Genomic DNA, 18,333 nt, shown 5'->3' on the forward strand with positions numbered 1-18,333 from the left:
AGCCCTAGAATCGAGGTATGGATTCAGCACGCATGCCCCTGTGGGACAGCCCATTTGTGAAGGACCCTGTGCGCGCCCGCGTACACATCCCCGGATCGAAGTCGATGACGAACCGCGCACTCATCTTAGCCGCGCTCGCCGACGGGCCCTCCACCATCTCTGGGGCGCTGCGCAGCCGCGATACCGACCTGATGATCGGCGCCCTCAAAGCCCTGGGCGTCTCCATTAGCGATATCTCCCCCTCCCATGGCAGCCCCAATATTGAATTGCGCGTGCAACCCCAGCCGCTGTCGGGCACCACCATCGATTGCGGACTGGCCGGCACCCTCATGCGTTTCGTGCCCTCGGTGGCAGCACTCGCCGATGGCACCGTGTTCTTCGACGGCGATGCCCAAGCCCGCACCCGCCCCATGAGCGCGGTGCTCAACGGCCTGCGCGGGCTCGGGGCGGATATCGACGGCACCCGGCTGCCCTTCGCGGTGCACGGAACCGGCAGCCTGCCCGGAGGCACGATCGCTATCGACGCCTCCGGCTCCTCCCAATTCGTATCCGGCCTGCTGCTGGCCGCCGCCCGCTTCGATAACGGCATCGAGCTGCGCCACACCGGCACCGTGCTGCCATCCCAACCGCATATCGATATGACCATCGACATGCTGCGCGAGGCCGGCGTAGAGGTGGACACCTCCGAGCGCCACGTGTGGCGGGTGCGCCCCGGCACCATCCGCGGCCGGCACTGGAGTATCGAACCCGATCTCTCCAATGCCACCCCCTTCCTGGCGGCGGCCGCGGTCACCGGCGGCGAGGTGACCATCCCTCACTGGCCGCACACCACCACCCAGCCTGGGGACGAGATTCGCTCCATCCTCACCCGCATGGGCGCGCAGGCCGAGCTGTACTCGCGCGGCGATAGCCACGACCTCGTGGTCACCGGCCCCAGCGACGGCCGGCTGCGCGGCATCGATATCGACATGAGCGATATTGGCGAGCTCACCCCCACCGTGGCGGCCTTGGCCACCCTGGCCGATTCCCGCTCGTTCCTGCGCGGTATCGCGCACCTGCGCGGCCATGAAACCGATCGCCTCGAGGCATTAAGCACCGAAATCACCCGGCTCGGCGGGCACTGCGAAGCCCACGCAGACGGGCTCACCATCACCCCAGCGCCACTGCACGGCGGGGTATGGCACAGCTACCACGATCACCGCATGGCCACCGCGGGGGCCATTATCGGCCTCGTCACCGAGGGCGTGCAGGTGGAAAATATCGACACCACCGCCAAAACCCTGCCCGGCTTCGACACCATGTGGGCGCAGATGATCGCCGGCGCACAACCCGCCGCCCCGACACAGCACGAGTGAGGTGAGACAGTGAGTAGATCCCGGCGCGATTTTGATGAATCCGATGTAAAAATCCGCCCCTCTCGGGGCTCGCGGCCGCGCACGAAACACCGCCCCAAGCACAAAGACGCCGAGTTTGGCATGGTGATTAGCAAAGACCGCGGCCGCTGGGGCGTCGCCTTAGATGGCCGCGCCCCTGCGGACACCGTGACCTGCATGCGCGCCCGGGAGCTGGGTCGCACCGCCATCGAGGTGGGCGATCGCGTGGGCGTGGTGGGCGATACCAGCGGCAAGCCCGGCACCTTGGCACGCATTGTGAAACTCAGCGAGCGCTCCTCGGTGCTGCGCCGCACCGCCGACGATACCGACCCCTATGAGCGGATCGTGGTGGCCAATGCCCAGAAGCTACTCATTGTGTGCGCCGTGGCCGATCCCCCGCCCCGGGCCGGTTTTGTGGAACGCGCTCTGGTGGCGGCCTATGTGGGCAATTTGTCGCCGGTACTGTGCTTGACCAAATCCGATCTGGCCGATCCTTCTGCTTTTGCCGCCGAGTTCGACACCCTCGAGGTGCCGGTGGTGGTGTGCGGGATTAACGATCCCCTCGATGAGCTCAATGCTCTCATCGACGGCCAGGTCTCCGCGCTCATCGGCCATTCCGGAGTGGGGAAATCCACCCTGGTCAACCGCATCGTGGCGGACGCGGATCGCGCGACCGGTGAAGTCTCGGGTGTGGGCAAGGGACGCCACACCTCCACGCAGTCGGTGGCGCTGCCCCTCGACTCCGGCAGCGGCTGGATTATTGACACCCCAGGTATTCGCTCCTTCGGGCTGGCCCATGTCACCCCAGAGAACGTGATCGCGGTGTTTGATGATCTCGCGGCCGCCGCCGAGACGTGTTCACGCGGCTGCACCCACCTCGGGCCTCCTGCCGATCCTGAGTGCGGATTGGATGATCTGGACGGCCCCTCAGCTCGACGCGCCGAGGCGGTGCGCCTGCTGCTCACCTCCTTGCACTCCAATGATGAATGGGAGATGAAGAACCTGTGAGCAGTACCCAGCGCCCGGCAGAGGATAGCGAGGCAGCCAGCGAGGACACCACCGCAGCCAACGGCAGCACGGTTAGCAGCGGGGTCACGGATACCGCGGCACGCGCCAGCTCCGATCGCGCCCCGGCGGATAGTGGCGATACCGGCGAACGCGGCCACAAGGGCACCGGTGCGGCCACCCCGCAGGCCCGACTCAAGCGCCTCGCCTTGCTGTGTATCTACACGCTCATCGTGGGTGTGGGCACCGGCCTTGGGGCCGCGGCGCTGGTGAAAACGATGCAGATGGTAGAAATGCTGGTCTATGGCCGCCATGAAGGCATGACGGCCCACCTTACTGCCGGCACCACCGCCGCCCAACGCTTCTGGGGTATCACCATCGCCGGTCTTTTGGCCGGTGTGGCCTACTATCTGCTGCAAACAAAGGGCAAGCCGATCCGCTCGGTCACCGAGGGCATGAAGGGCAAACCCATGCCCGTGCTATCGACCTTGATCAACGCCTTTTTGCAGATGATCACCGTGGCTGCTGGTGCCTCGGTGGGCCGCGAGAATGCTCCCCGCGAGCTCGGCGCCATGATGTCCAGCCAGCTCTCGCACCGGCTGGAATTGGATTCGGAGACCCGCCGTATTCTGGTGGCGGCCGCGGCCGGCGCCGGCTTGGGCGCGATCTATCACATCCCCCTCGCCGGGGCGATCTTCGCCGTGGAGATCCTCCTCGGATCCATCACCATTCGCGCGATGATGACGGTGTTGGCCTGCTCCGCGGTAGCCACAGTGACCTCCGGCATCGTGGTGGGCAATGACCCGCTCTATGCCACCATTCCGCTCTCTGAGGGCTGGGGCAATCTCGGGGCCGCAATCATCGTGGGCGCACTCTGCGGATTGCTGGGCGTGGTATTTCGCAGTGCCATTTCTCGCGCAGAGAGCAATAAGACCCATGGCGCGGCCATGCTGTGGACCATCCCTGCGGCCTTCATCCTGGTGGGGCTGATGTCTATCTATCTGCCCACTGTTCTCGGCAATGGCCGTCTCGCCGCCACCGAGGTGCTGGTGGGCCGACCGGCCCTCACCTTCGCTGCTGCCCTGTTAGTGGCCAAGGGCATCGCCGTGTTTGTCACCTTGCGTTCCGGCGCGGTTGGCGGTGTGCTCACCCCTGGCTTCGCCATCGGCGCGCTCGCCGGCTATTGCATCGGCGTGTTCCTCCAGCCCTTCATGCCGGGGCTGCCGGCCTCCGACTTCGCGCTGCTGGGCTGCGCCAGCTTCCTCTCTACCTCCATGGCCGCACCGCTATTCGCGGTGATCGTGACCATCGAGTTCACCGGCCAAACCTCCAGCGCCTATCTCGCGCTGTTCTTGGCCGCCGCCACCGCCTCCCTCGCGGGACGCGCCGCTAGCGAGACCATGAAGATCCCGCTGAACGTGACGATGCCCTGGAACCGGCCCTAATTAGCGGCGCAGCGGGGTACGGCCGGAGAAGTTCATCATTACTTCTTTCACCCCAGGGCGGATCTTCTTCAGCATGATCAGCCCCGTGGCCAGGCCGCGGCGCACCCCGTTCTCGCCCTCGCCCACGTGGAGATACTGCTCCACCGGGAACTTATCGCTGAAGGCCGCATTGGAGCGCACCTCTGGGGCGTTGTCCTTATCGGCCACCATGAAGCGCGGCGGCAGGCTCAGCTTGAGCAGAGTCTTTTGCACCTTGAAGAACTGCTCCGGGAAGGAGCCGGTGTGATAGGGCAAGTCATAGTCGCGGGCGACCTTCTCCACCTTCTTGCCCACCTCGGCCAGGCGGTTGGAGGGCATGGTGGGAAAGAGGTGGTGTTCGATCTGGTAGTTGAGGTTGCCGGAGAGCACGCTCAACAGGAAACCGCCGCGGAAGTTGGCCGAGCCCAGCATCTGGCGCAAATACCACTGGTTGTGGTCCTCGGTGGCGTGCTGCTTCTTGGTGAAGGTTTCGGTCTCGTCCGGGAAGTGCCCGCAGAAGATCACCGAATAGGCCCACAGGTTACGGATCAAGTTGGCAAGCATATTGCCCTTGAGCACCGTGCCGCCCAGACCGAAGGGAAGCGCCACGAGCGGGAAGATGGCGTAGTCCTTGGCCATCTGGTTGCGCACCTTGGAGATGGTCTGCCAGAGCTTCGGCTTGGTCTCCTCCCAAGTGGCCTTGCCAGCGGGAATCTTGCCCAGCTCCACATCGTAGAATGCCACCGCCCACTGGAAGAAGGTGGCCAAGATGGTGTTGGTCAGCGGCTGCGCCAGGTGATAGGGCTGCCACTTGCGGTCGCGGGTCACGCGCAGCACGCCATATCCCACGTCATTGTCCATACCGAGGACGTTGGTGAAGGTGTGGTGGATGTAGTTATGCGAGTGCATCCACTGCTCCGAGGGGCAGTTATTGTCCCATTCCCACGTGGTGGAGTGCACCGTGGGATCGTTCATCCAGTCCCACTGGCCGTGCATCACATTGTGGCCGATTTCGAGGTTCTCGAGGACCTTCGACAGCGCCAAGAGCCCGGTGCCGGTGGCAAAGGCCGTCTTGTTCTTGCCGAAGAACAGCGCCGCGCGGCCCGCAATTTCGCAGCCACGTTGCACCCGAATCAGGTTCGTAATATAGCGCGCATCGCGCTCTCCCAGATCAGACTCCACCTCTTGCTTGATTGCGTCGAAGCGAGCTCCGATGGCGGCGATGTCCTCGTCCGTGAGATGCGAATAAGCGCGAATGTTATCGATAGCCATGTCTCTGTGTCTCTCCTTCGCGTTGCAGCGATTGTGCAGTAATTGTGCTGGTTTTAGATACTGACGTCCCCGCAGGGCACCGAGTTACACACGCGCACTCGCTCCCCTGGGCCGCAGGTTTGGCCGGTGGTCAAATCCATAACTTGGCCCTCCTTGATCTCTTGGACGCAGGTATGGCAGATACCCATGCGGCAGCCATGTGGCAGGGCCACCCCGATGCTTTCCGCAGCCTCCAGCACCGTGGTGGCGCCATCGACTTCCACCGAGGCATTGCTTCCAATGCTCACCACACCGCCTGGGTTGGACCCCGCCTTCGAGCGGTCCAAGGTAAAGCGCTCGCTGCGGATCTGGCTGGGATCATCCAGCACGGCACCCAGCTCGTCCTCTGCGGCGCGGATCATTTCCTCGGGGCCACAGACGTAGACGGCGTAGCTGGATATCTCCGGGATGGCGTCGATAAGCGACTGCATAGTCATCCGCCCCTGCTCGCTGGTGATGGTCAGCAGTAGGCGGACATTCGGATGCGTGCCGAGATGCTCGAGCTCCTCGGCAAAGAGCAGATCGGAGCGTTCCCGCACCGAATGGGCGATCACGATAGTGGTGTCTTCGATGGCGCCGGTATCCGCGATATAGCGCAGCATGCTGATGATGGGGGTAATGCCCGTGCCGGCGGAGATAAAGAGCAGGTGATCGGCCACGGGATCGGTGAGGTGAAAATCTCCTGCGGGCGCGGCGAGGCGAATCGCCATCCCGGCGCGGGCGTGGGAGATGAGATGCTGCGAGACCATGCCGCCGTCGATAGCGCGCACGGTGATGTGGAAGATAGAGTCGCTGCCCTGTACCGGGGCGTTGGTCAGCGAATAGCTACGCCAGACGAAACGGCCATCGATGGGCAGGCCAATACCGATGAACTGCCCCGCTTGAAAGTCCAAGGGCACTCCCCAGCCGGGAGCGATCTCCAGGCTGACGGTGCGCTCGTTGAGTGCTTCAATCCGAATGATCTCGCCACGCAGCTCGCGCGTCGACCACCGGTGGTTGAGCAACGCGGTGTAGTCATCGGGAAGCAGGGGGTGAGTGATCGCGCCGAGAGCGCGACGGAACTTCCGTAGCCGGTCCGGGCTGAAGCGGCGACTACGCGGGGTATCGGCAGGTGGGGTGGCCACAGCTAGGCCTCCAAAATATTTTCTCTCCAAGAAATAACTATTACGTTAGCGTACCTTAGCCCTGCCCATCCCACCTGTCTAGTTTTACCCCCGAAATCTCAGCCAGCTAGAGTAACTCCACTACAAAGGGCAGTTCAGTGGGGTCGTACCACGCCAAGAAGTGCTCGGCGGCGTCTCCCACCGCCAATTGCGCATCCTCATCGCCCAGCTCCGCGGCATCCAATACGGCGAGGGCGCGCTTGATATCGGCTTCCGCGTCCTCGAGGTCAATATGCAGCGCGGCCACATCGCGCAGCGCCACCTCGGCTGGGCTGAGCCGCACCACCGACTCGCCCATCTCCGGCTGGAATTCCACGGCCTGATCGTCCACATCCGCGCTGATCACCACGCGGCGATGGGGAAAACGCTGCTCGCTATCGATAGCCAAGAGCCGGATGGAGGCCAGCGCCGCATCGTCGAAGGCGACCTCGGAGAGCTCCTCATCATCGCCGCTGGTGTAGAACTCGCGCAGCGCCGGGGTGAGGGCAAAAGCCCACCCATTGCGGGCGTGGATCACGCTCTCGCTGTGCAGCTGCTCAAGCATGGGAAAGGTGGCCGGAAGATAGACGCGCATCCGCTTAGAATTCCCCTTCGATCTCGAAGACGCCGGCGATCTCCACAATGGCGCGATCAAATTGCTGGAAGTACACGCCGATCAGGCCGGCCTCCACAGCGCCGCGCACGTTCACGATGGAATCATCCACCATCACCAAGTCCTTGCGCTCCAGCTCCAAGGTGTCGGCCGCGAATTGGAAGGCCTCCACGGTGGGCTTTTCCGCGCCGATCTCGCCGGAGAGAAGCACCGCATCGACGATGCCGCGGAATTCCCACTCGCGGATCTCCCCCGCGCCGGGGCCGCCGGGATCATTGGACAAAATGGCGATCGGGGCGCCCTTCTTCCGCAGCGCCGAGAAGAAGTTACGCCAGCGACGCTGCACCTCTTCTGAGCCATCGAGCACTCCCACATAATCCACTACCAGTCCGCGCATTGTTCTCCTTGTGTTGTTGCTATCGCCCCAAGGGCGCATCTATGCAGGCACGGCGGGCGCCGCGCTGCTAACCATGCCATACTATACGCGGGACACAGGGGGATTCCACGGGCCACAAGCCGCCACGCGGCCGCGGGCTGCTTTCCGCGATCGCGCACATCCCGCGCAGGAAGGCCGTGTGAGAGCCATGAGCGCCCAGAGCTCGCCTTTTATCTCCATTGCCGGTACCACCCATCTGAAAAAGCTGCACCCAGCCGCGGCGCTATCCGCAGCCGCCACCGCAGCCGCCACCGCAGCCGCCGCCGAATCGACGCTTTCCCCCGTGGAGTCACTGCGCCCCCTGGCGCGTGGGGCGGCGCAGGCCACACCTCAGCCCGGCGCCCAGCCGCGAGCGCGCCAGCGCCGCCGCCTCTCGGATCTGCTCAGCATCGCCCAACCCCCGGTGAGCAGAATGCTGGCGGTGATGAGCGGGGCCGCGGAGCCCAGCACCCTCGCCCCTGCCCGCTTCGCCCTGCAGGTCCGCGCCCATGTGGCCATGATGCGTCGGATCATCGCCGTCCAGAAAGTCACGGCGGATTCCACTCCCCCACCTATCGCCGAGCTGCGGGTGATCCCAGATGTCTACCGCCGGGACCGCTTCGACTTTGTGGTGCGCCTCGGCCAGCCGCTGGGCGCGGTGAGCCAACACCGCTTCATGGCGGGTGCCATGGAGCTGCACGCGCATAAAACAACCCGCAGGGTGTGGTGTGTTCACACGCTGCGGGTGTTTTAAGCGGCGCCGCCCGCAGCTGGTGTCCTGCGGGCGGCGGGGCGGGCGAGTTTAGCTCTCGGCGGGCCCACGGTAGGTACGCTTGGACTCGGCCTGGCGCACCTTGGCCACATCTCCGCCGATGTCCTCGGCGTCGATCTTGCCATCGTTGTTGATGTCGGCGGTGCCGGCCTCTTCCATCTTGGGCACGAACTGCTGGCGCAGCAGGAAGAGCTGGCGGACAGTTTCTTCCTTGATGCCGTCCTTCATGGCATTGAACATGTCGCCGCCCTCCTTCTGGTATTCCACCAGCGGATCGCGCTGTGCCATGGCGCGCAGGCCGATGCCCTCCTTGAGATAGTCCATCTCATAGAGGTGCTCGCGCCACTTCTGGTCCACGATGGACAAGATGATGGTGCGCTCCAAGTTGCGCATCTGCTCCTCGCCGCCGAGGGAGGTCACGGCCTCCTCCAGCTGGGCATAGCAGGCGCGGGCGTCGTCGATCAGCGCCTGGCGCAGCTCCTCGGCGGAGAGCTCGCCGGCTGCACCATACTCGGTGCCGTCGATGAGCTCCTGGTACTCAAAGCTGGGGCCATAGAGCGCCTCGAGGGCGTTCCACAGCTCATTGAGGTCCCAGTCCTCGACGTAGCCCACCTCGGTGGCGGCGGCGACATAGGCGGAGAGGGTTTCGTCGATCATGTTCTTCACAAAGGGCTCGACGTCCATGCCCTCGAGGATCTCGCGGCGCTCGCCGTAGACCACCTTGCGCTGCTCGTTCATCACTTCGTCGTACTTGAGCACGTTCTTGCGCGCCTCGAAGTTCTGGTTCTCCACCTGCGACTGCGCGGTCTTGATGGAGTTGGACACCATCTTCGCTTCGATCGGCACATCGTCCGGCACATTCAGGCGGTTCATCATGGACTCGATGGCCTGGCCGCGGAACCGCACCATGAGCTCATCACGCAGCGAGAGGTAGAAGCGGGTCTCTCCCGGATCGCCCTGACGCCCGGAGCGGCCACGCAGCTGATTGTCGATGCGGCGGGACTCATGGCGCTCGGTACCCAGCACGTAGAGGCCACCGGCCTCGCGCACCTGCTCGGCGTACTTCTCGGAGCGCTTCTTGGCCTCGGCGATGGCCTCGTCCCAGGCCTCCTCGTACTCCTCCGGCTTCTCCACCGGATCCAAACCGCGCTCACGCAAGGCCAGGTCCGCGAGAATGTCCGGGTTGCCGCCCAGCACGATGTCCGTACCACGGCCGGCCATATTGGTGGCCACGGTGACATTGCCCGGCAAGCCCGCCTGGGCCACATACTGGGCCTCTTGCTCGTGGTGCTTGGCATTGAGCACATTGTGCTTGATGCCACGGCGCTGCAGCAGGGTGGACAGGTACTCGGAACGCTCCACGGAGGTGGTACCCACCAGCACCGGCTGGCCCTTCTCCACGCGCTCGGCGATGTCATCGGCCACGGCCGCGAACTTCGCCTCCTGCGTCTTGTAGATCAAGTCGGGCTCGTCGCTGCGCTGGTTGGGGCGGTTCGGCGGCACCGCGATCACGTCGAGTTTATAGATTTGGTGCAGCTCGGCGGCCTCGGTCTCGGCGGTACCGGTCATGCCTGCGAGCTTGTCGTAGAGGCGGAAGTAGTTCTGCAGGGTGATGGTCGCGAGAGTCTGGTTCTCGTTTTTGATCTCCACCTGCTCCTTGGCCTCAATGGCCTGGTGCATGCCCTCGTTATAGCGGCGACCAGAAAGCACACGGCCGGTGAACTCGTCCACGATCATGACCTCACCGTTGCGCACGATGTAGTCCTTATCGCGGGTGAATAGCTCCTTGGCCTTGAGCGCATTGTTCAGGTAGCTGACCAGCTGCGAGTGCTCGGGCGCATAGAGATTGTCGATGCCCAGCTGGTCCTCGACGAAGGATACGCCCTCTTCCTTCACACCAACGGTGCGCTTGCGCACGTCCACTTCATAGTGGATGTCCTTCTTCATGCGCGGTGCGATCTGGGAGAAGGCGGTGTACCACTGCGAGGTTCCCTCCACGGCGCCGGAAATAATCAGCGGGGTGCGGGCCTCGTCGATGAGGATGGAGTCCACCTCGTCCACGATGGCGTAGTGGTGCCCGCGCTGCACCAAATCGTTGAGCGAGCGCGCCATATTGTCTCGCAGATAGTCGAAACCGAACTCATTATTGGTGCCATACGTGATGTCGGCAGCATAGGCTTCACGACGCTGCGCCGGGGTTTTCGTAGCCAGAATCACGTCGGTACGCAGCCCCAGGAAGCGGTGGACACGACCCATCCACTCGGAGTCCCGCTTAGCCAAGTAGTCGTTCACGGTGACCACGTGCACACCCTTGCCCTCAAGGGCATTGAGATAGGCGGGCAGCACACAGGTGAGGGTCTTACCCTCACCAGTCTTCATTTCGGCGACATTGCCGAAGTGCAGGGCGCCGCCGCCCATGATCTGTACCGGGTAGTGTTTCTGGCCGAGCACGCGCCACGACGCCTCGCGCGCCACCGCGAACGCCTCAACCACGAGGTCATCGACGGTTTCACCGTCCTCGAGGCGCTTTTTGAACTCGTCGGTCTTTGCACGCAGCTCATCATCGCTGAGCTTTTCGTAGTCCGATTCCACTGCGATGACCTGATCAGCGAGGTGACGCAGACGTTTAACAGCGCGCCCCTCACCCATCCGGAGTAGCTTTGACAGTCCTAGCACAGGCTCTACTTTTCCTTATATATCGACAACCGGAGCGACGCGCCGCCTCCGCGCCCTTCATCGGCGCGGCGCACGACACACCCACGTTCAAGCTTTTGCTTCGTGCAGCATAACGCACTATCGGAGATGAAGATAAGGCGCCGCTGCCCACAAGTCTGTGCCTATTGTACGCACCCCAGCACGCAGACGATGCAGCATGCCCTAAGAGCACCACCCCGCCGGCTAGCTCCGGGGTGTAGCTAACCCGCCCGAGCTGGGTGGGCCGGACACAGCAGCGACCCGCCCCGAGCTCGTGTGCTCCGGGCGGGTCGAATGGCACTCCCGCCGTGGCGGTCGAGGAACTAGCTCTCCTCGTCCTCCGTCAGGGCGATCAGTCCGTAGTCGAAAGCGTGGCGACGGTACACCACGGACGGACGGTTGGTCTCCTCATCGATGAAGAGGTAGAAATCGTGGCCCACCAGCTCCATCTCGGAGAGAGCATCGTCCACGCTCATCGGGGTAGCGGCGTGCTCCTTGCGACGAACGATCTGGCCGGGCATAGCATCCTCCACCTTGTCGGCGTAGGTGTCTGCATAACGATCATCTTCCTCCGCCCGGGCGGCCTTCGCCTCGTCCACGAGTTCGCGGGCGATCTCGCCGGTGGACAACGGGGCGCGGTGACCGGAACGGCTGATGGTGCGGCGGGCCTTCACCTTGCGCAGCGAGCGCTCCATCTTGGCCAGCGCGGTCTCCAGCGCGGCGTAGAAGCTATCCTCCTTCGCCTCGGCGCGAGCCAAGTGGCCCTTACCGGTGGCGGTGATCTGAATACGATCGGCGCGATCGGCACGGCGCGGATTCGGCTCGTGCTGCAGCTCGACGTGGAAGAAGGTAAGGGTGGGATCGAGGCGCTCGATCTTGGAGAGCTTAGTATTGACACGCTCAGCGAAGTGCTCGGGAACCTCAACATTGCGTCCGGTAATGCGAACCTGTGCTTCTGGGCGCAGAGTCTCGGTGTTGTCAGCAGGTGTAGTCACGTGCGTGTACCTCCCGGGGTTGGCCACCACCAACGGAAGGGCTGGATTGCTCCTCCGCGGTCTGCGGTGACGATGATGTCTTGCACCTCAAGAATACATCTGGTTATGACCAATCTTCTAGGGTTCTCAACGATGTTCGCCCTTAGCGGACAGGACGAGCCCGCATTAGCCCAGTAACGCGGATTTCTCTAAGCCGCCGCTAAGGTTATGGCACCGATCACCCTTACCCCCACATACGCCAGCGCGGCTCGACTCGCGGCCAGAGTGGATCCCGTCGTGAGGACATCGTCGACAAGCAGCACGGGATGCAGTGGCCGCGGGGCTCGCCTCACACGCACCGAGCCGCTCAGGCTGCGCCGCCGCTCCGCTGCACTCAACCCCACCGAATCGCGGGCACTGGGCGTGCGGAAGAGCAGCTCAGAGGTGGGGATGTGGGTATGACGGCACAGCGCGGTCACATGATCGCCGCCGCGACGGCGGGCATTGCGCCGAGTGGTGGGCGCCGGAACGAGGCTCAGCCGCTGCGGCTCCGGCAGCTCCCCGCGTGCGGCCATGAACTCGAGGGCCGCCCGCAGTACCGCCGCCGCGTGCGGGATCACATCCACCCGTCCGCGCTCTTTCATCTCCACGATGATCTGGCGATGCGCCCCGCCATAAGGGCCGCAGGCCCATACCGGAACATCCAGCTCCACAGTGGGCATAACCAGTTCCGGCGGCTGCGCCAACGCCCGCGCACACCGCGCACACAGGCGTACTCCCGGCGCGTGACATCCCGCGCAGCGCATCGGCAGCATCCATTCCCACGCCCCGCTCATGGCAGCCTCCCCCCGTGTGGGCCGTTGCGGCGCGGCTGCCTAATAAGGCGATTCCGCGCCGTCTCGTGCCCGCAGCTTAACGCGCGACCACGGGGATCGCACGGGTTCCTTGCAAAGCCGGGACCTCGCGCCAGAAGGTGGAATTACCGCCGATGGGCAATTGCAGAACCGAGTGCTGATCGGCCACCACATAGTTAGAGTTACCGGCCGCTACGCCCCGCACCGGGGCGGTGATATTGCCATTGGGCAACGCGATCGCCTCGGAGCCATCGGTGGAGAGCTGCCACACCGGGGTTTCTTGGCTCTTGGTGCCCACGATCAACGAGCCTGTGGGCGTCCAGTCCAACGTGGTGGCCTGGTTGCCCAGAGACGGCGCAATATTTTGGATCGCGTGCAGTGCGTACTCGCCCGATTGCTCCGAGACTACCGTGCCCAGATACACATCGCCTTCCACGATGAACGCGGCACGCACGCCCGTCGGCGACAGGCGCAGTGCCGTGATCGGCGGGCGGCGCGATTCCTCCTCGGCGTCGATCGTGTCCCATAGCTCATCTATGTTCACCTCGGTATTGGCCACTTCCCCACTGGAAGTGGAACGGGCGGTGCGCACCACGGTGGTGCCATCCACAACACTCCAGATGGAATTGCCATCGGCGGCGAAGGTGGGACGGGTGATACTGCGCCCCTCGAGGGCCATTTTCATTGGCACATCGAAGCCGCCGTAATAGAGGGTGGAGTCCTTCACCGACTCATCCACCGCCGACACCTCGGGATCCTCATCCTCGCTGGGATCGGTGGAATACACCGCCGCCACCGAGTCGGAGCTGGCAAAAACATCCGCCGATTGCATCACGCCCTTGGTTCCACCCTGGGTAGAAACGCGCGCCGGGGTGTCATTTTCGATGGAATATAGCTCTCCCTGCGCCACCGCGTAGAGCGGCAAGGACACCGCTGCAGAGGCGAAGGGATTGAACTCGGCAACATCCGATAATGAGGTGGTATTCGACCCCGCCGAGAGCGGCAGGCCATCGGAGGTGATGGTGTAGGGATCGGCGATATCGGAGCGGGCCAGGGTCCAGGCGGCTTGGGCCACGAAGAGCTGCCGCTCTTCCGAGCTGAGGGTTTGCAGCCCCGTGAACTCATAGGCCGAGTTTTGCTCGCCAATAAAGGTGGAATTCGGCGGCAGCGCCGTTTTTACGCCCTCACGCAGCGCCTCCCGCGGACCCGCCGCTAACAGCGTCAGCAGCGTGGTGTCGAGAGAATCCGGATCGGAATGCACCCAGCGGCGATCCGCCACCAGCCTCTGAAACTTGGGATCGAAGAAGTAGATATCGCGCGGCTGATATTGCTTGCTCAGCTCGCTCATCTCGATGATGACCCCATCGGGCAGCGAGGCGATCCGCCACTCGCCGTCCACCCTCTTCAGCGACATTTCTGCCTCAAAGGACGCATGCTCCGGTTGATAAACCCCGCCCTCGCGGAGATAGCCCACCACCTCGCCGCGCACCGTGTAGCCGACTGTGCCATCGCGCGGAGTTCCCTTGGCGTTGAGGTCCACACGATCGACGACGATCGCCCCCGTGCTGGACTCGGGACTTTCTTTCCACGCGGCGGCAGCCTCGGGTGTCATGAAGTTACGGGCACTGGCATAGTTTTTGCTGGGATTCGCCGAGGCAGTAAAGAAATCGCGCAGCAAAAGGTCCGGTTCCCGCCCGGGCTCGGGGGTGAGCTCTCCGCCCACATCCGCCCCGGGCTCGAAGGAGCGTAGCGCCTGCGGATCGGAATCGGTGGGCAGGCTGGTGCAGCCGGCGGTAAATAGCGCCGTGGCCAGCACCGCCGCAGCCACAGTGCGGCGGGCGGCGGATCGGGGTTTATTCGCGCCAGTCATCATCGTCCTCCTTCAGCTTCGGCGGCTCCTCCTGCGGGCCAGCGGCCGGGCCATCGGCGGCGTCCGCGGAGCCCTCAGAGCCCTCGGTGTCCTCAAGCGGCCCGAAGTCTTCCAGCTCCGCGGCGGCGAGCTCCTCTTCCGAGATTTCCATGAGATCGGCGAGGTAGTCCCGGTGCGGCGGCCGCGCCTGCGATGCCTCAGTGGAATCCATCTCTCCCCCAGGCTCCTCGCCAACTGCGCCGGGCTGGGTCTTCCCCTCCTCGGCAGAGGGATCGTCGAAGGCGCCGAATTCAGCGCGGGCCCATTCTTCATCGGCGATCTCAGCGATCTCGTTCTCCGATAGCTCGGTGGCAGGAGCAGCCGTCGCGGGAGAGGCAGCGGGGCTAGCGGTGGCCGCCGCGGGCTCCGTGGTCTCCCCTTCTTCTGCGGCCGCACCGAGGGCGGAGCCGGAGGCCGCCTGCTGGGCCTCGAACTCATCGGTGGGCAGCTCGGTCACGCCCACCGAGATGGAGGTATCGATGAGATCCAGCGGCAGCGGCGAGTTCTCGACGTGCTCATGCGGGTGGCGCGGCAGGGTGAGGCGGAACATGGTGCCCACGCCGGGCTCGCCGATGGCTTCGAGGCGACCGCCGTGCAGCTGCGCGTCCTCGCGGGACATGGCCAGCCCCAGCCCGGTGCCGCCCGAGTGGCGCTTGCGGGAGGGATCGGCCCGCCAGAAGCGTTCAAATACCAGCTCCTCTTGGCTGGGCTTGAGCCCCACACCGTTATCGCAGACCGCCAGGGCCACGGCCTCCTCATTGCCGCGCAGGCGCACCAGCACCGGCTTGCCTTCGGAGTGGTCGATGGCATTGGCCACGAGATTGCGCAGGATGCGTTCGACGCGCCGCGGATCCACGGTGGCCATCACCGGCTCCTGCGGCAGGTCAAAACGCACCGAGACCCCCACCTTCTCGGCCAAGTGCTTCACCTGTTTCCACACGGCGATCACCACCGAGCGCACATCGCCCTCGGAGGCAGACAGCGTCGCCACTCCGGCATCGTGTTTGGAGATCTCCAAGAGGTCCTTGAGGAGGGCCTCGAAGCGGTCGAGCTCGCGAATGAGCACATCGGAGGCGTGCTGGGTGAGCGGATCCAGTTCCTCGCGCTGATTGGCGATCAACTCCGCGGCCATACGCACCGAGGTCAGCGGGGTGGAGAGCTCATGGGAGACATCGGAGGTGAATTGTCGCTGTAGATCGCCGTATTCCTTGAGCTGGTCGATCTGCTTGGAGAGCTCCTCGGCCATGGAGTTAAAGCTCATGGCCATGCGCGCCATCTCATCTTCGCCATCGACCACCATGCGCTCGCGGAAGTGCCCATCGGCGAAGCGCTGGGCGATACGCGAGGCCGAGCGCACCGGCCCCGTGATCTGCTGGGTGAGCAGCCACGAGATGCCCACCAGCAGCACCAGCAGCACCACGCCACCGGCGGCGAAGAGGCCGCGCATCAGCGCCAGGGTTTGCTCTTCGTTTTCCATCGAGAGCACGAGATATACCTGCAGATCCGGCACCCCAGAATCGGTCGGCGTGCCGATAATCAGCGATTTCACGCTGCTGCCATCCGCATTGTCCACCACGGTGAACTGATAGGAGACCTGCCCCTCGCTGACAAAGCGACGCAAGCGGGGCGGAATCTGATAGCCCTCGGGGGAGCTGATCACATCGGCATCGTTGTCGCTATTGACCACCACGACCGGCTCATACACCGCGGCCTTATCCGCCACCGGTCCGCCGGCCCGCGCCGCCAACGCCGAGCGCGCCGAATTCACCTGCAGCTGCAAGCTGGTGGCGGAATCAATGGAGGCGATCTGCTGCTCCACGGTCTGGCGCGCCCTATCGATTTCCGAATTGGCAATGTCCAGCTTGGCGTCCACCAGCCGCTGCGTGGTGATCGAGATCATGGACAGGCCCAAAATGAGCACGACAAGGGCACACACCACGAAGATCGATCCGATCACTCGGATCTGCAGTGATGTGTTCCACTTGTGGGCGACGGTATAGCGCAGTCGCCGCGCCTCGGATTTGAGTTGGCGGATGGTCACAACGATGAGCCGGCTCGCCCTACACTGCGCCGGTCTTATAGCCGACGCCGCGCACGGTCAAAACGATCTGCGGGTTCTCGGGGTTCTTCTCGATCTTGGCGCGCAGGCGCTGAATGTGCACATTCACCAGTCGGGTATCGGAGGCGTTGTGATAGCCCCAGACCTTCTCCAGCAGCTCCTCGCGGGAGAGCACCTGACCAGGCTTGCGGGCCAGCTCGGTGAGCAGATCAAACTCGATCGGGGTGAGCTGGGTTTCCTCTCCATCGCGGGTGACGGAGTGGCTCGGCACATCGATCTTTAGTCCACCGATCTCGAAGTGCTCGCCGGGTTCCTCATCGGCGCGGCGCAGACGCGCCCGGATACGCGCCACGAGCTCTTGAACCTTGAAGGGCTTATTCACATAGTCATCGGCCCCGGACTCCAGCCCGAGCACCACGTCCACGGTGTCCGTCTTGGCGGTGAGCATGATGATCGGCACGGTGGAGTTTTGGCGAATGACACGGCAAATATCGATGCCATTCATGCCGGGCAGCATGAGGTCCAGCAGCACGAGATCGGGCTGATGCTGCTCGAAAGCACTCACGGCCTCGGCGCCATCGAGAACCGGGATCGCCTGCAGGCCCTCGGTCTTTAACACGAGGACCAGCATCTCAGAGATTGCGGGATCGTCATCTACGACGAGAATTTTCGGTGCACCCATAATTTTATAATTCCATACCTAATGTATTCATGATGCGTTCAGCTGTCTTCGCCGGCGAATCCTCCGGGGCGGCCACAATCCACGGGCTGCCCCATCCCTCCGCAGCGAGGCGTCGATAAGCACAGGCCGTGCGCGTTTGTAGATCCGCGTCGCGCTCATAGGCATCGCGGGGGCGGGTGGCGTCCTGCGCTTCACGACGCTGCGCTCGGGCCGCCGCCATCTGCACCGGCGTATCCAGCAGCACCTGCACATCCGGCGCGGGCAGAGCAAAGGTGGTGAACTCGAGCTCCGCCACCCACTGCGCTGCGGACTCATCGGCCAGCCGCGCCGAGGTATAGGCGGCATTGGAGGCCACATAGCGATCGAGCACCAGAACCCGTCCGGGATCAGCTGCCGCGGCGGCCAGCTGCTCCCGCGCCCCCAAGCGGTCGAGAGCAAAGAGCGTGGCCATGCCGTGAATCGAGTCGATGAGATCACCCATGCCGCCCTTGAGGGCCTTATCGGCGAGCTGGGCGTGCACGGAGACCTCATAGCGGGGAAAGCCGAGCACCTCCATGCTGGGGATGCGCTGCTGCAGCGCCGTGACGAGGGTGTTTTTTCCTGCCCCGTCAATTCCTTCGACGGCAACCAGCATTAGTTGAGCGCCTCGAGAAAGACGTCGATATCTGCGTCCTCGACCGAGGTTTCCAAAAGCTCGGCGGCGGTCTCGCGCAGCTCCTCGGAGCCCGCGCCACTGAACTCGCGGATGAAGGGATAGTCCTCCACGACCGCACCGGCGCTATAGGGCGCGCCGGCCCAGATGGCGGCGATCGTGGCGGCGGCGAGCCCATTGTGCAGCTCGGCGTCGGAGACCTCGGGCTGGCGCAGGGCTAGCGTGCAGGCATCGTCGACAGCTTCGATAATCTCCTCGCCGTCGAGAGTGGAGAGCTCATCGAGAAACTCCACGTTGACGTCCTCGGTGAAAATGCTTTCATCCCAACTACTCATGCTGACCTCACTCACGTGCTTGTTCAGTATTCATTTCGGCCACGCCACCGCCGCAGACCTCACCCAGCTGGCGCCCGCCT

Annotated in this window: 16 protein-coding genes; 4 read left to right on the forward strand and 12 right to left on the reverse strand. The window is 64.0% G+C overall.

Annotated elements, in window-relative coordinates:
* Positions 1 to 17: 17 nt before the first annotated feature.
* From aroA to GBB14_RS08870, 3 genes are read left to right on the forward strand one after another with little or no spacing between them, the layout of a single operon-like run.
* Positions 18 to 1,355 (forward strand): 3-phosphoshikimate 1-carboxyvinyltransferase, encoded by a 1,338-nt coding sequence (gene aroA, locus GBB14_RS08860; protein ID WP_151529473.1) that lies wholly within the window; start codon positions 18 to 20, stop codon positions 1,353 to 1,355.
* 9 nt (positions 1,356 to 1,364) lie between these two features.
* Positions 1,365 to 2,381, forward strand: coding sequence for a ribosome small subunit-dependent GTPase A (gene rsgA, locus GBB14_RS08865; protein ID WP_151529474.1), 1,017 nt, complete (start codon positions 1,365 to 1,367; stop codon positions 2,379 to 2,381).
* Positions 2,378 to 3,823, forward strand: a complete 1,446-nt coding sequence (locus GBB14_RS08870; protein WP_225976675.1) for a chloride channel protein — start codon at positions 2,378 to 2,380, stop codon at positions 3,821 to 3,823. The genes rsgA and GBB14_RS08870 overlap by 4 nt, the downstream gene beginning before the upstream one ends.
* On the opposite strand, the gene GBB14_RS08875 is transcribed toward GBB14_RS08870, so the two are convergent.
* The 4 genes from GBB14_RS08875 to GBB14_RS08890 all read right to left on the reverse strand — a co-directional run bounded on the left by GBB14_RS08875 (position 3,824) and on the right by GBB14_RS08890 (position 7,304).
* Positions 3,824 to 5,113 carry a fatty acid desaturase gene (locus tag GBB14_RS08875; protein ID WP_151529475.1) on the reverse strand — a complete coding sequence of 430 codons (1,290 nt, stop codon included), beginning with the start codon at positions 5,111 to 5,113 and terminating at the stop codon, positions 3,824 to 3,826.
* A 53-nt stretch (positions 5,114 to 5,166) separates the two neighbouring features.
* Complete coding sequence (locus GBB14_RS08880; protein ID WP_151529476.1) at positions 5,167 to 6,276, reverse strand: flavin reductase family protein; 1,110 nt, start codon at positions 6,274 to 6,276, stop codon at positions 5,167 to 5,169.
* Positions 6,277 to 6,382: 106 nt separating this feature from the next.
* Positions 6,383 to 6,889 carry a hypothetical protein gene (locus GBB14_RS08885; RefSeq protein ID WP_151529477.1) on the reverse strand — a complete coding sequence of 169 codons (507 nt, stop codon included), beginning with the start codon at positions 6,887 to 6,889 and terminating at the stop codon, positions 6,383 to 6,385.
* A 4-nt stretch (positions 6,890 to 6,893) separates the two neighbouring features.
* Positions 6,894 to 7,304 carry an HAD family hydrolase gene (locus tag GBB14_RS08890; protein ID WP_151529478.1) on the reverse strand — a complete coding sequence of 137 codons (411 nt, stop codon included), beginning with the start codon at positions 7,302 to 7,304 and terminating at the stop codon, positions 6,894 to 6,896.
* A 187-nt stretch (positions 7,305 to 7,491) separates the two neighbouring features.
* Here GBB14_RS08890 and GBB14_RS08895 point away from each other — a divergent pair, with 187 nt between their 5' ends.
* Positions 7,492 to 8,076 carry a hypothetical protein gene (locus GBB14_RS08895; RefSeq protein ID WP_151529479.1) on the forward strand — a complete coding sequence of 195 codons (585 nt, stop codon included), beginning with the start codon at positions 7,492 to 7,494 and terminating at the stop codon, positions 8,074 to 8,076.
* A gap of 48 nt (positions 8,077 to 8,124) precedes the next feature.
* Here the strand turns inward: GBB14_RS08895 and secA are convergent, their stop codons facing one another.
* From secA to GBB14_RS08935, 8 genes are all read right to left on the reverse strand, one after another.
* Positions 8,125 to 10,743, reverse strand: a complete 2,619-nt coding sequence (secA, locus tag GBB14_RS08900) for a preprotein translocase subunit SecA (protein ID WP_151529605.1) — start codon at positions 10,741 to 10,743, stop codon at positions 8,125 to 8,127.
* A 368-nt stretch (positions 10,744 to 11,111) separates the two neighbouring features.
* On the reverse strand, positions 11,112 to 11,783 hold the full coding sequence (gene hpf / locus GBB14_RS08905) for a ribosome hibernation-promoting factor, HPF/YfiA family (RefSeq protein ID WP_151529480.1): 672 nt from the start codon (positions 11,781 to 11,783) through the stop codon (positions 11,112 to 11,114).
* 188 nt (positions 11,784 to 11,971) lie between these two features.
* A complete protein-coding gene (locus tag GBB14_RS08910; protein ID WP_225976674.1) occupies positions 11,972 to 12,484 on the reverse strand; it encodes a ComF family protein in 513 nt (170 codons plus the stop codon).
* A 190-nt stretch (positions 12,485 to 12,674) separates the two neighbouring features.
* The gene (locus GBB14_RS08915) at positions 12,675 to 14,489 is read right to left on the reverse strand and encodes an LpqB family beta-propeller domain-containing protein (RefSeq protein WP_151529482.1); all 1,815 of its coding nucleotides are present in this window, start codon (positions 14,487 to 14,489) and stop codon (positions 12,675 to 12,677) included.
* The gene (mtrB, locus tag GBB14_RS08920; RefSeq protein WP_274703398.1) at positions 14,470 to 16,566 is read right to left on the reverse strand and encodes an MtrAB system histidine kinase MtrB; all 2,097 of its coding nucleotides are present in this window, start codon (positions 16,564 to 16,566) and stop codon (positions 14,470 to 14,472) included. The genes GBB14_RS08915 and mtrB overlap by 20 nt, the downstream gene beginning before the upstream one ends.
* Before the next feature lie 19 nt (positions 16,567 to 16,585).
* Positions 16,586 to 17,266: an MtrAB system response regulator MtrA gene (gene mtrA, locus GBB14_RS08925; protein WP_151529483.1), complete on the reverse strand. Its 681-nt coding sequence runs from the start codon at positions 17,264 to 17,266 to the stop codon at positions 16,586 to 16,588.
* Positions 17,267 to 17,270: 4 nt separating this feature from the next.
* Entirely contained in the window at positions 17,271 to 17,900 is a 630-nt protein-coding gene (locus GBB14_RS08930) for a dTMP kinase (RefSeq protein ID WP_151529484.1), read from the reverse strand.
* Positions 17,900 to 18,253 carry a DUF4259 domain-containing protein gene (locus tag GBB14_RS08935; protein ID WP_151529485.1) on the reverse strand — a complete coding sequence of 118 codons (354 nt, stop codon included), beginning with the start codon at positions 18,251 to 18,253 and terminating at the stop codon, positions 17,900 to 17,902. The genes GBB14_RS08930 and GBB14_RS08935 overlap by 1 nt, the downstream gene beginning before the upstream one ends.
* Positions 18,254 to 18,333: the final 80 nt, after the last annotated feature.

It is taken from the genome of Corynebacterium sp. 51B, from assembly GCF_008930785.1.
Lineage (GTDB): Bacteria > Actinomycetota > Actinomycetes > Mycobacteriales > Mycobacteriaceae > Corynebacterium > Corynebacterium megadyptis.